This is a genomic window from Cobetia sp. PS-4MA (assembly GCF_057670765.1).
In genome coordinates, this window is sequence record NZ_CM173107.1 from 605,400 (window position 1) to 618,994 (window position 13,595).

The window sequence follows — 13,595 nt, forward strand, 5'->3', positions numbered from 1 at the left end:
GAGACTCCGACGCCCGCACGGGCTGCGTGCGGGCGTCGGCAGCTGGCCGAACGAGTGGCGATGACGCCGCCGGTGGCGGTGCGTCGCTTGCGCCAGATGCGGCTTCAGACCGTGGCAGCAGCGTCCTGCAGCAGGCTGGAGACCGATTGATCACCATCGAACAGCGTGAAGACCGGTGCCTTGCGATGGCGACCTCCGATCTCGCGCGCCTGCATCACGCCCAGCAGGAATTCCGCCACGTTGGCGCGTGAGACCTGCATCTCGTCGGACTTCTCCGCGTCTTGGGTCAGCTTGCCGTTGCCGGCTTCCTCGGTGAGGCGGCCCGGTTTGACGATGACGTGGCGCAGTCCGCTCTCGGCCAGGCAGAGATCCGCCGCCTTCTTGGCCGCGAAGTAGGGGCGCATGGCCGCCGGGCCTGCCAGCGGGGTCTCGGAGCGGATCGAGCTGACCTGGATCACCCGCGAGAGGCCGAATTCCGCGGCCAGTTCCGCAGTGCGCATGGCACCGTGCAGGTCGATGGTCAATGTCTTGTCAGGGCCGGTATGCGGGCCGGACCCCGCGACGAACACTGCCTGGTCACAGCCATAGAACGCCTGGCGCATCTCGCCTTCCAGGTCTCCCATGACGGTCGGAATGCCGCGTTCATGGAACCAGCCCTGCTGGTCCGTTGAGCGGATCATGGCGACGATGGGTTCGCCGGCGGCCTGGGCCTTCTCGCAGAGTTGACGACCGATCTTGCCATTGGCACCGATGATGAGCGTCTTGCGCATGTTGGCGACTCCTTGTTCGGGGGAACGAATGCAGCAGGCCGAGCCATCATCTCGAGAGAGCGATCCTCAAGCGATGACTCGGCGGGATACCGTCTTTCCTGCGGTCGGCCGGAGTGAACTTCAAGTGGTCCTGCCGTCGGGAGCCTGACAGGAGGTCAGGCCATGAGAGATGTGATGGGGGGAGTGGACAGAGCCGATCACACGCACGCGAGGCCGGCACTCGCAAGCCGCGCATGACTGATGTGAGCGCCGACACACCTACATGAGTCTTAGCTTATAAATACTACGGTATTAAAGGCGCATGCCGGGGCTATGCCGTGACGTGCAGCCTGCTAGGATGGCGCTACAACACCCGAGAGCCCACGGCTCTCGGTCTCCACGACAGCATGAAAGACAAGGACGTCCGATGAGCGCCACGATGAATTCCGATGCCGCGCCCTCCCAGACACAAGGCAACGCCATTCGCGTCGGCCTGATCGGTTATGGCATGGCGGTACGTACCTTCCATGCGCCACTGATCGAGGCGACGCAAGGCCTGGCGCTGGTCGCGCTCTCGACCTCGCGTCCCGAGGTGGTCAAGGCCGAACGTCCCGAGCTCGAGGTGGAAGCCACTCCCGAGGCACTGCTGGCGCGTCAGGACATCGATCTCGTCATCATCGCCACGCCCAACGAGACCCACTACCCCCTGGCGAGTGCGGCGCTGGCGGCCGGCAAGCATGTGGTGGTCGACAAGCCCTTCACCGTCACGCTGGCCGAGGGTGAGGCGCTGGCCCGAGAGGCGGAGCAGGCAGAGCGGGTGCTGGCGGTGTTCCACAATCGTCGCTTCGATGCCGATTTTCTGACGCTGGTCGAGCTGATCGAGGGCGGTACCCTGGGGCGCATCGCCCACATGGAGTCCCATTTCGACCGCTTCCGCCCCAGCGTGCCGGACCGCTGGCGTGAGCAGGCCCTGCCCGGCAGCGGCCTGTGGTACGACCTCGGGCCACACCTGCTGGATCAGGCGCTGTGTCTGTTCGGCGAGCCTGCCAGTATCCAGCTGACACGTCGCACCCAGCGCGAGGGAGCCGTCACCGATGATTTCTTCCATGCCGTATTGAGCTATGCCTCACATGCCATCTATCCCTCGCTGGTGGTCGAGCTGCACGCCAGTGCCTTGGCGGCCGCACCGACGGCACGTTTCGCCGTCCACGGCACGCGCGGCAGTTACGTGACGTTCGGTCTCGATCCTCAGGAGGCATGTCTCAAGGCCGGCAGCTTCCCGGCCCGTGACGAGGCCGAGCGGCTCGCGCAGCAATGGGGGCGCGACCCGCGCCCGGGCATGCTCACGGTGCTGGAGACGGCAAGGGAGGCCGGCGATGGGGAGCAGGTTCTGGTCGCCGGTATCCACCAGGGCCGCGATGGCGACTACCCGGCCTGGTATGCGCGGCTGCGCGACTGCATCCGTTCCGGCAGTGCCAACCCGACGCCCGCCGACGAGGCACTGCGCGTGATGAAATGGCTGGAAGCGGGGATCGCCAGCGAAGGCTGAGGCTGTTGGCGGTGAGATGACTCACGAAAACGCGCGCCCCGATGACTCGGGGCGCGCGTTCTGCTTTCAAGAGAGTGACAAGGATCAGGCCGCGATGCGCTCAGGCGTTGGCGTCGTCCTCGCCCTTGTCGGCCTTGCGCATGCGCGAGAACAGCTCCGCGCGCAGCTCGCCGATGCGCGGTACCTCCTCGGTATGGAAGGGGATGGGGCGCAGCAGGCGCATGGCACGCAGGCCCAGGCGTGCGTTCATCAGGCCACTGCCCAGCCCCTGTCCGGCCTTGGTGGAGAGGCGGCCGGCCAGATTCATCGACAGCAGATCCATGCTGGCCTCGGCGGCCAGTTCACTGGCGCCGGCGAAGGCCATCGACGCCAGCACCTCCTTAAACAGGCGCAGACGGCTGGCGTAGCCCAGCTCCAGTCCGTAGAGGCGCGACAGGCGCTCCATCATGCGCAGTCCGCGCCAGGCCACCAGGCTCATGTCGACCCAGGTCAATGGCGAGACCGCCACCATCACCGCCGTCTCGCCGCTCATGCGCGAGATCAGACGCCGCGCCTCACGGTCCCGCGGCCCCAGCACATGGAAGGCGAACAGCTCGCGGCGCTCCGACGGGGAGTGATGCGCTTCGCAGGCAGCGCGCCAGGCGCGCACGCCGGCATCATCCTCGCCCAGCTTCATCTGACGGCGCAGCTGCTCAAGCAGGTCTTCCTGCTGGCTGTCGGCCTTGCCGCCTGCCTTGTTCGAGCCCTCGTCAGGCGTGGACGGCGCATCACCGCGCTGGCCAAAGCTTTTCTGGCCAAAGCCTCCTTGACCAAAGCTCTCCTGGCCAAAATCATCCTGCTGATGTTCTTCCAGCTCGGCACGCAGCGCGACGTGCTTGCGCAGATGACGCAGTCGGAAGAGCTCCTTGCCCAGCGCGCGGGCGCCGAGCCCGATGGCACCAAGCCCCAGCAGGCCCCAGGCCCCGGCGATCAGGTCACCGCCCATGGCCGCCTGATACAGCGCATGGCCGGCCTCGACACCACCGAGTGTCAGGGTGCCGAGCAGCAGCCATTTGAGGCCACGATGGCGTGGCCTGGCGCTCAGCGTTGCATCGAGTCCCGGTGTGGCGGGTGCTGGTTCGGCCGCGGCCAGTGGCTGGCTTTCCATCTCCGGCGAGAAGTGGCGCGCGCCGCGCAGAGCCTCTGCCGCGCTCTCGGTGGGGCGCTCGGCGTAAGCCGTCGAGGTGGCATCGGCCTGCGCCGAGCCGGCAGGATCGGGACTCGTGAAGCGTTTGCCCGGGCGCGGGTGGCGGGATTCGGTAGTCATTTCAGGTGGTCTCCCAGCAGCCAGTCGAGCACGGCGTCCATGCGAATGTGAGGTGGTGCCTTGCCGTCGACCTGCGGCGGCGCGAAGTGGGGGAAGTCGAAGCGGCTTTCGGCCCAGAAATTCGGGTCGGGCAACCGTGAGGGCACCTCGCCCGGGAACAGCAGCACGGACTCGCGGCCAGCACCCTGCGTGCCTGAGTCGCTCGACCCTTCGTGCTCGCCGAGCAGGTGTCCCGCCAGCGCCGGATGACGCTGACCGTTCTCGACCACCTCGCGCGCCTCGCTGGCGCGGATGGCGGCGATGGTGAAGGCCTTGAGCGGCACGTCGCGATAGCGCAGGCGTTTGAGCGGGCCCGCCAGTAGCTGCTCGAGCAGGTCGCGCATCGCGCCATGCTGCTCGGGGGTGACGTGGTCGGCCTTGGTGGCGGCGATGGCCAGGCGGTCGATGCGGCGGTCCATCAGGCGCGCCAGCAGGTGACGGCGGCCATAGGCGAAGCTGTCGAACAGCTTGTCCAGCGCGCGGCTCAGATCGCGGAACGGAGCCGGGCCGGCGTTCAGCGCGCCCAGCACGTCGATCAGCACGATCTGGCGGTCAAAGCGCCGGAAGTGGTCGTGATAGAAGGGACGTACCACGCGGCGGCGGTAGTGATCGAAGCGCCGCGCCAGGGTGCGGTATAGGCTGGTTTCCGGCAAGGCGGCCAAGGCGTCGGCTGTCCAGTCGCCGAGCCCCGGCAGCGGGAAGAACTGCAGCACCGGCGCTTCATCCAGCTCGCCGGGCAGCAGGAAGCGGCCCGGTGTCAGGTCGACGAAGCCCCCCTTGCGGCGTGCGGCGTGCAGATAGTCGGTATACAGGCTCGCGATCTCGGCGAGGCGGTCTTCATCCACTTCGCTGTCCGGCGTCAGGCCCGCGATGGCGCCCATCCAGTCATGCGCCCAGTCGCCGCGCCCATCGGCCAGCTGCGTCTCGCATTCGCTGCTCCAGGCGGTGAAGTCCTGCTCCAGCATCGGCAGGTCCAGCAGCCATTCGCCGGGATAATCGATCAGGTCCAGTGTCAGGGTGGCGCGCTGGCTGTCGAGCATGCGCGCGGCGCGTGAGGTGGGGCGAAAGCCGATCTTGAGACGCAGCTCGCTGATGCTGCGGGTCGGCGTCGGCCATTCGGGGCCATGGGGCGAATGCTGGCCGGAAAGCGAGCGCAAGCCGGCTTCCAGCGGAAAGCGCGGGATGGAAAGATCCGGCTGACTGACACGCTCTGCCCCGAGCAGACGGCCATCGCGGGCGGCAGGCAACAGCTCCAGACGCGCGCCGAGTCCTGCGTGGCGCAGCTGCTCGATCAGCGAGACGAGAAAGGCCGTCTTGCCGGCACCGGACAGACCGGTGACGGCGAGCCGCAGCTGCCGATCGAGGCCGCGCTCCAGCAGGTCATGGGCTTCGCGGCCCACCTCGCGGGCAAGCTGGCGAGCGTTGCGGGTCATGGTGTTGAACATCAGGCATTCCCTGTCGGTGGGGGCGAGGCGGCGACACGACGTGACGGCAGATCGGCAGGTGATGGTGAACGCGAATCCGGCAATGGCCAATGGCCGACGTCGTGCGCCGTGATGCTCGCCGTCAGTGCTGTATCTGCGGGCGATCGGTACGCAAGGCAAGCTGTCGCCATGCCAGCAGTGCCACGGGCAGCAGGCAGGCGGGGATCAGCAGCAGGTTGAGCAACGCCCAGCCCAGCGTGCTGACCAGTGGCCCGGCCAGCAGTGCCGTCACCGCGCCTGTGGTGAAGACGAGGAACTCGTTGGCGGCCTGGGTGCGGGCCTTCTCGTTGGGGCGATGGCAGCGGGTCAGCAGCGTGGTGGCGGGCAGGAAGGTGAAGTTCCAGCCGATGCCGAGCAGGATGAGGCCGAGGAAGAAGCCCTGGGTGCCGGTCAGATAGCCGGCGGCCAGCAGCTGCGCGGTGCCAAGGCTCGCCAGCAGGAAGGCGCAGCCGGTGATGATCATGGTGCCGGTGCCGAAACGTGCGGTCAGGCGTCCGGTGAAGAAGGAGGGCAGGAACATCGCCACCACGTGCCATTGGATGGTGGTGGCGACGTGATCGAATCCGTGTCCGGCATGCGCCATCGCCAGTGGCGTGGCCGTCATCGCCAGGTTCATCACCCCATAGCCGACCATCGCGCTGAGCACGGCCAGCAGGAAGGTCGGTTGGCGCAGGATCACGCCCAACGGGCGCGCGGGTTCGGGTTCATCATCGCCGTCCGACTGGGCGCTGCCTTCGCTGGGCAGCCGAATGAAGGCCAACAGTAGCAACGCCACCAGATACAGCGCTCCCAGCCCGAGAAAGCTGCCCAGGAAGGGCGTGTCGGCCAGTGCATGACTGGTGCGGGCAAGCCAGGGGCCGAAGAAGGCTGCCAGCACGCCGCCACCCATCACCAGCCCGATGGCGCGCTCCCGCTGCTCCGGGGGCGCGGCTTCCATGGCGGCGAAGCGATACAGCTGGCCGAAGCCGATCCCGATGCCCACCAGCCAGGTGGAGAACAGGAACAGCCCGAAATGCTGCAGGTGCAGCGCCAGCACGGCCAGCCCCGCGCCTGCCAGCCCGCACAGATTGCCGAGCACGAAGCCGCGGCGTCGTCCGAGGCGTGCGGTGATCAGCGAGGCAGGGATGGTGGCGCACATCAGGCCCAGCCATTGGGTCGCGACCGGCGCGGTCGACCAGCTGCTCGAGGCAAGCTGGGCACCGATCAGCGGCGAGACCGCGATCAACAGGATGTTGCCGCTGACCAGCAAGGCCTGGCACAGCGACAACAGCGTGACGGCCAGCGGCAGGCGGGCCCGACCGGCAGTGGAGGATGAGGATGACATGATGACGCAGCTCCGACGGATTGCGGCGCCTGGTGCGCCTGTCCTGATTATGCCTGTGCTCCGCTCAGGCGTTCCAATCCTCCGTCAGGCATCGAGGAGTCCGGGGCGGAGCGCGTGATGACTTGCATGCCTACTCTCCCGCCCATTCCCGCAGGCTACCCTTGCGCACCCGACGGACAGCGTGTGACAGCTCGCCCTGCTCGGCAAGTCGCTGGATGACCGCAGGCAGCGCGGCGCGGACCTCATCGGCTGACATGCCGGGGGAGAGCTCAGGGGCATAGAGCATCTTGAGCAGCACGTAATCCAGCGGACTCAGCCAATGATCCACCGTGACGTCGCTGAAGATGGAGGGGAACACCGCGTCCGAATCATTGGGCAATCCCATCAGCTGGGCAGTTTCCTCGATGATGCAATCCACCAGACGTCCCTTCTGGCGGGCGTAGTCGACCGGAATCAGGATCAGCCCACTGGCGATGGCCTGATTGGCCCCAGTCTTGAACAGTGTCAGGCACACGCCTTCCCGCAGTGCCTTGCGCATGCCCGGTGTGCTGGCCTGCTGCTTGCCGACGTAGGCGGCGGCCTCGTGAGTCATGTGGTCCCGGGCGATGAAGGCGATGCGCAGGTTGGCCTCTCTGGCGGAGGACACGAAACTCAGCGGCTGGCCGGTGATGGCGGAGAGATGACGAAACTGGACCTGGCTCAATTGGCGTTGCAGGCGGGCGTCACCCAACTGCGAATCGAGCCAGACCGTGATCGGCACCTGCCAGCGGGTGAGCGAGGCGCTGCTGCCGGGCTGGTATTCACGCTTGAGCGCCACCTCCAGAAAGCTGTCCGTCAGCACATCGGCGCGCTGCCAGCGCTCGGCGGCGTGGCTGACAGGCACCGACATCAGTGAGGCGAGCAGGGAGATCGACAGTGACAGCACCTTGAGGCGCGGAAGACGGCTACGCAGGCGACAGCGGGACATGGGAGACCTCGGTGATGAGCGACTCGTCCAGCATGCCTGAAAGCGGTGCAGCAAATGCACAAATGCACGAATGCCCCGGCTGTCCGGGGAGACAGGGCGGGGCATTCGTGTCATGGCGGATGTGCTGCTCGCGGGGCGAGTCAGCAAACGGCGCGAGTCAGATGAAGGCCAGATAGATGGCGATCACCAGCACGACCAGCAGCAGCGCACAGACCTTGGCACCTTTCCAGGGGGTCATGTCGATGGCGCCGACATCCTGCTGGATCCACGGCTCGTCACGCGGTGCCAGCTTGCCGATGATCAGCATCATCGCGATCAGCAGCACGAACACCAGGCCGACGAAGTGGAACTCGTGGATCACGTCCAGCACGCCGGAGAAGGCCGGCACGAAGTAGACCACGCCGATCACGCTGCAGCCGATCAACAGCGCCAGGTTGGCGGCGATGGTCGGCACGCGACGCGTCAGCAGGCCCATCAGTACCACGGCGAAGATCGGGATGAAGTAGATGGCATTCATCTTCTGCAGGTAACCGAACAAGCTTTCCTGACCGGCCAGCAGCGGCGCGAGAGTCATGGAAGCGATCGCCAGCACCCAGCCGAAGCCCTTGGAGACCTTGACCACTTCCTCGTCGCTGGCATCACGGCGCAGGTGCGCCTTGTAGATGCCGGTGGAGAACAGCGTGGTGGTGGCGTTCAGCGCCGAGTTGAAGGATGACAGGATCGCCCCGACCATCGCGGCGGCGAAGAAGCCGGTCAGCGGTGCGGGCAGCACGTCGAACACCAGCTGGCCGTAGGCGCTGTCGGCCTTGACGCCGGAAGAGGCGTAGAGGTGATAGGCGATGATGCCGGGAATCACCAGATACAGCGGGCCCAGCAGCTTGAGCGCGCCGGTCAGCAGCACGCCTTTCTGGCCCTCTGCGAGGGTCTTGGCGGCGAAGGTGCGCTGGATGATCTGCTGGTTGGTACACCAGTAGAAGAAGTTGATGATCATCACGCCGGTGAACAGTGTCGAGAAGGGCACCGACTGGTCTTCACTGCCCATGGAATTGAATTTCTCGGGATTGGCGGCGGTCAGCGTGTCCCAGCCAGCCATCACGCCCTGGCCGTCGCTCACGGCATCGAGACCGAACCAGACGATCAGCATGCCGCCGATCAACAGTCCCACGCCGTTCAGGGTGTCGGAGATGGCGATGGAGCGCATGCCACCGAACAGCGCATAGATGGCGCCGATGATGCCGACCACCCAGATGGTCATCCACAGCAGTGCATTGGGTGAGCTGATGCCGGTAAGAGAGGGCAGATCCAGCATGCCCTGCAGGCCGATGGCACCGGAGTAGAGGATGATCGGCAGCAGGATCACCGCGTAGGCGAACAGGAAGATGAGGTTGGTGATCAGTTCGGTGCTGCGCCCGTAACGCAGCGCCAGCAGTTCTGGCAGGGTGGTGATGCCGCTCTTGAGGAAGCGTGGCAGGAAGAACAACGCCATCACCACCATCGCCAGCACCGCCATGACCTCCCAGGCCATCACCGACAGACCATCGGTGAAGGCGGCGCCATTCAGACCGACCATCTGTTCGGTGGACAGGTTGGTCATCAGCAGTGAGCCCGCGATCAGCGGGAAAGTCAGACTACGTCCGGCGAGGAAATAGCCGGTGGAATGCGAGGTGTCATCGCGATGTGTCCACCACCAGGTCAAGGCGGCGACCAGGCCGGTAAAGAACACGAAAGAAACAAGGGTAAGGGCGTGCATGGGAGGAGGGTTCCTTGATGCTGGCTGGCGCGACGTCTGGCTCACGGGCACTCGGTCCGCGCGGCGATTCGGCGATCAGTCCAGCAGTATCGATGCAATGCACACAGCGAGCTGTGTCATCGTCCGTGACGAGACTCACCGGTAACATTCGCGGCAAGTCTGGCGACAGTGTAGGTATCTCCCGAGTTCCTGCTATCCGCCATTTGTAGAACATACGTTGGTTTCGGGGCTTGGCTCGCCCCTGTCGGCGTGATGGCGGGCAGGGGAAACGTGTGTCAGGCCCGCCTTGTAAGGCCGCCTTGTGAGCCCCGCCTTGTAAGACCCGTGACGCGAGACCCGCCGCGCCGCGCAACGCAAGCGCCCCGTCTCGGCGAGGAGAACGGGGCGCAGGCGGCCAGGGGGACACCGTCAGGTCATGCAGTGCTCAGCCGGCGAAGGCCAGATAGATGATCATCACCAGTATGAGAAGAATGATGCTGGCGATGCGCGTGCCAGCCCAGGGCGTCATGTCGATGGCACCGACATCCTGCTGGATCCAGGGCTCGGCACGCGGTGCCAGCTTGCCGATCACCAGCATCAGGGCGATCAACAGCACCAGCACGATGGCGATGAAGTGGAAGTTGTGCACCTTGTCGACCAGCTCGGAAAGCACCGGCACGAAGTAGAACAGGCCGATGACCGCACAGCCCAGCACCAGCGCCAGATTGGCGGCGATGGCCGGCACGCGCCTGGAGAGAAGTCCGACCACGATCACCGCCAGCAGCGGGATGTAATAGATGGAGTTCACCTTCTGGATATAGACGAACAGGCTTTCCTGAGTCGCCAGCAGCGGCGCGATGGTCATCGCGGCGGCTGCCATGATCCAGCCCGCCCATTTGGACGCCTTGACCACCTCTTCATCGCTGGCATCCGGCTTGAGGCGTGCCTTGTAGACATCGAGACTGAACAGCGTGGCGGTGGAGTTGAGCGCCGAGTTGAAGGACGACAGGATCGCGCCGACCATCGCCGCGGCGAAGAAGCCGGTCAGCGGGGCAGGCAATACATCGAAGACCAGGCGACCGTAGGCGGCGTCAGCCTTGATGCCATCACCGGCGTAGAGCTGGAAGGCGATGATGCCCGGCAGTACCAGGTACAGCGGGCCCAGCAGCTTGAGCGCGCCGGTCAGCAGCACCCCCTTCTGGCCTTCGGCCAATGTCTTGGCGGCGAAGGTACGCTGGATGATCTGCTGGTTGGTACACCAGTAGAACATGTTGAGCAGCAGCACCCCGGTGAACAGGGTCGAGACCGGTACTGACTGGTCATCACCGCCCAGCGAATTGAGCTTCTCCGGGTGGGTCTCCTTGAGTGTTTCCCACCCGGCGAGAATGCCGTTGCCATCACTGATCCGATCCAGCCCGTAGTAGACGATGATCATGCCGCCGATCAGCAGCCCGATACCGTTCAGGGTGTCGGAGATGGCGATGGAGCGCAGACCGCCGAAGAGGGCATAGATGGCCCCTGCGATGCCGACGGCGATCACGGTGCCGGTCAACAGCACCATCTGGGAATCGATGCCGGTCAGGGCATGCAAATCCAGCACGCCCATCAGGCCGAGGGCGCCGGAATAGAGAATGCTGGGCAGCAGGATGATGGCGTAGGCCAGCATGAAAATCAGGTTGGCCAGCAGCTGGGTGGTGCGATCGAAACGCAGTGCCAGCAGCTCCGGCAGGGTAGTGATGCCGCTCTTGAGGAAGCGTGGCAGAAAGAACATGGCCATCGCGACCAGCGAGACCACGGCCACCACCTCCCAGGCCATCACGGAGAGGCCATCGGTGAAGGCGGCCCCGTTCAGGCCCACCATCTGCTCGGTGGAGAGATTGGTCATCAGCAGGGAGCCTGCGATGATCGGGAAGGTCAGACTGCGGCCGGCAAGAAAGTAGCCGGTGGAATGGCGATGGTCGTCACGACGGGTCAGCCACCAGGTGATCACGGCGACCAGCCCCGTGAAGAACACGAAGGAGCTCAGGGTGAGGGCATTCATGGCGTTATCCTTGTTGAACAACAGGGCTCGGAGGCCTGCCTGCTCAGTTGCCATCACCCGATTGGCCTGCCTCACCGTTGGCGCGCGGTACCTCGAGGCAGGCGGTCAGTGATCGACAACCAGCGTGCCGATCAGTGTCAGAGAAATGCGCTCACCTCTCCATTGACAATTTGTCTGACATTTTTCCCCAATTGTCTGAAGCGTGCAGACATAGCAGCGTGGCCGGATGTCCTCTTCCGGCGCAGCGATCTTCTCGAGTGGCTCTGGGGAAGGCGGCACCCGACAGGCGGCCCAGACAGGCGAATGCCCCGTGCACTCGAGAATCCGCCCTCGGGATCCTGTCGTGCACGGGGCATTCGGGGTAGGGCGTGAACCGCGTGTGTCGCGGCAAGATCAGCCCATTCGCGACTCAGGCATCAGCACCTTCTGATAGAGCGAGGCGCCGTGGATATCCTTGAGCGTGACGGTCAGTGCTTCGCTTTCGGGATCGAGATCCACCTGACCGAAGAACTGGAACCCTTCGCTGGGCGACATGTTGGCACGGCCTTCCGGCGGTGCCTTCACGAATTCCAGTCTTGGCCCGAAGGTATTGTCCAGCTCGCCAGGGCCGTAGGTACCGGCATGGATCGGCCCGCTGACGAATTCCCAGAACGGCGTGAACTCCTTGAAGACGGCGCGCTCGGGCGAGTAGTGGTGCGCGGCGGTGTAATGGACATCCGCCGTCAGCCACACCAGGTTCTGGATGTCGTGATCGCGCACGAACTTCAGCAGCTCCGCGACTTCCTGTTCGCGTCCCAGCGCCTCACCATCGCCATTGGCACCGTTCTCGAAATTGTCGCCGTCACGCACCAGCAGGCCGATGGGCATGTCGGAGGCGATGATCTTCCAGGTGGCGGTGCTGGCCTTGAGCGACTGCTTGAGCCATGCCAGCTGATCGCGCCCCAGGAAGTCGGTCTCGGGGCCACGCCCGGACTGGCGATTGGCGGAATTGGGGCCGCGGAAGCTGCGCATGTCGAGCATGAACATCTCGAGCCCCGGGCCGAAGCTGAAGTTGCGGTGGATGCGTTCCGGCGCGGCTGGACCGGTCCGCAGCGGCATGTTCTCGAGGAAGGCACGACGCGCATTGGCGGACAGCACGTCGAGATTCTTCTCGGTGTAGCGATCGTCCTCGAGAATCTCGCCCGGATACCAGTTGTTGGTGGTCTCGTGGTCATCCCACTGGGCGAACATCGGCACCTCGGCATTGAAGCGACGCAGGTTGTCATCCATCAGGTTGTAGGCGTACTGACCACGATACTCGTCCAGGGTCTCGGCGACCTTGGACTTGGCCGGCGTGACGATATTGCGCCACAGGCTGCCATCGTGCTGAGTGACGCTCTCCTCGAGCGGGCCATCGGCGTAGATGGTGTCGCCGGAATGCAGGAAGAAGTCCGGCTTGACCTGACGCATCGTCTCGTAGAGGCGCAGGCCACCGAAATCCGGGTTGATCCCCCAGCCCTGGCCGACGGTGTCACCGGACCACACAAAACGCAGCGCACGTGGTGTCTGAACGCCGGGCGGCAATACCAGACGCCCGCTGGTCGCCTCACTGATGGCGCGGTGGTCATCCAGTGCCGCATAGCGTACCCGGTAGAAGACTTCACCGCTGGCATTGGCGCGGGTGTTGATGCGGGTCAGATCCAGCTTGCTGGTCAGGCCGTCGGCCGGCAAGGCCACGGGACCGCGCATCTGGAAGGCGCCACGCATCTCGATGTTGTCGGCCAGCTCGATCAGCATGCGGGCCGGCTTGTCGGTCTGACTCCACAGCATGGCGCGGCTGGCGGTCACGTCGCCGCTCATCACCCCTGACGGCAGGCGTGGACGACGTCCTTCCGCCATCACGATGGCCGGGGCGCCCAGCAGGCCTGAGCTTGCCAGCAGGCCCACGCCGGCACCCTGAAGGCCACGGCTCAGCAGGCGTCGGCGGTCCATTCGCGAAGGTGCGCCGGCGCGTGCGGCATGCGAGTCACCGGGGTTCGCGTTCGCGTCGTCCTGCGAGGTGGGCGAGGCAGGTGTCGTGCGCGAGGAGCGGGAAGGTAGCAGATCAGACAGACGGCGGGACATGAAGGGCTTCCTTGTTACGGTCTGGCATCAGGATGGCAGCGGCGGCAAAGGTGCCGCGGTGGCTGACAGGGCTCACGGGAGAGGCTACTTTCCATGCTCAAGATGACGATCAGGTGTCAGAACCATGATCGCCATGCAGTCCCGTGAACCGGCAGCGCGACGTCCGGCCGTCAGAGCCCCCTTGCGGTGTTGCTGTGTTGCTGTGTTGCGGATTCTCTTTGCCTTGTGGCCGCTCTCTCTTTCTCGCTCTCTTTCTCTGTTTACCTCTTCCCTTTGCGACTTGCTGTCACTTCATGCCACTCCC

At 65.2% G+C, this 13,595-nt stretch carries 9 protein-coding genes; 1 reads left to right on the forward strand and 8 read right to left on the reverse strand.

Annotated elements, in window-relative coordinates; all coding sequences use genetic code 11:
- Positions 1-104: 104 nt before the first annotated feature.
- Entirely contained in the window at positions 105-770 is a 666-nt protein-coding gene (locus AC26AR_RS02620) for an NAD(P)H-binding protein (protein ID WP_077379241.1), read from the reverse strand.
- Positions 771-1,176: 406 nt separating this feature from the next.
- Here AC26AR_RS02620 and AC26AR_RS02625 point away from each other — a divergent pair, with 406 nt between their 5' ends.
- On the forward strand, positions 1,177-2,298 hold the full coding sequence (locus tag AC26AR_RS02625) for an oxidoreductase (RefSeq protein WP_240499595.1): 1,122 nt from the start codon (positions 1,177-1,179) through the stop codon (positions 2,296-2,298).
- A 100-nt stretch (positions 2,299-2,398) separates the two neighbouring features.
- On the opposite strand, the gene AC26AR_RS02630 is transcribed toward AC26AR_RS02625, so the two are convergent.
- The 7 genes from AC26AR_RS02630 to AC26AR_RS02660 form a co-directional block, all read right to left on the reverse strand.
- Complete coding sequence (locus tag AC26AR_RS02630) at positions 2,399-3,604, reverse strand: TIGR01620 family protein (protein ID WP_488107506.1); 1,206 nt, start codon at positions 3,602-3,604, stop codon at positions 2,399-2,401.
- On the reverse strand, positions 3,601-5,088 hold the full coding sequence (locus tag AC26AR_RS02635; protein ID WP_240704268.1) for a YcjX family GTP-binding protein: 1,488 nt from the start codon (positions 5,086-5,088) through the stop codon (positions 3,601-3,603). The genes AC26AR_RS02630 and AC26AR_RS02635 overlap by 4 nt, the downstream gene beginning before the upstream one ends.
- A 121-nt stretch (positions 5,089-5,209) precedes the next feature.
- Positions 5,210-6,415 carry an MFS transporter gene (locus tag AC26AR_RS02640; RefSeq protein WP_084209808.1) on the reverse strand — a complete coding sequence of 402 codons (1,206 nt, stop codon included), beginning with the start codon at positions 6,413-6,415 and terminating at the stop codon, positions 5,210-5,212.
- 166 nt (positions 6,416-6,581) lie between these two features.
- Positions 6,582-7,418 (reverse strand): DUF2927 domain-containing protein, encoded by an 837-nt coding sequence (locus AC26AR_RS02645; protein ID WP_488107507.1) that lies wholly within the window; start codon positions 7,416-7,418, stop codon positions 6,582-6,584.
- A gap of 157 nt (positions 7,419-7,575) precedes the next feature.
- The gene (locus AC26AR_RS02650; RefSeq protein ID WP_136938999.1) at positions 7,576-9,168 is read right to left on the reverse strand and encodes a solute:sodium symporter family transporter; all 1,593 of its coding nucleotides are present in this window, start codon (positions 9,166-9,168) and stop codon (positions 7,576-7,578) included.
- 424 nt (positions 9,169-9,592) lie between these two features.
- On the reverse strand, positions 9,593-11,188 hold the full coding sequence (locus AC26AR_RS02655) for a solute:sodium symporter family transporter (RefSeq protein WP_077379247.1): 1,596 nt from the start codon (positions 11,186-11,188) through the stop codon (positions 9,593-9,595).
- Between the two features lie 393 nt (positions 11,189-11,581).
- Positions 11,582-13,291 (reverse strand): alkaline phosphatase D family protein, encoded by a 1,710-nt coding sequence (locus AC26AR_RS02660; protein ID WP_488107508.1) that lies wholly within the window; start codon positions 13,289-13,291, stop codon positions 11,582-11,584.
- Between the last annotated feature and the right edge of the window lie 304 nt (positions 13,292-13,595).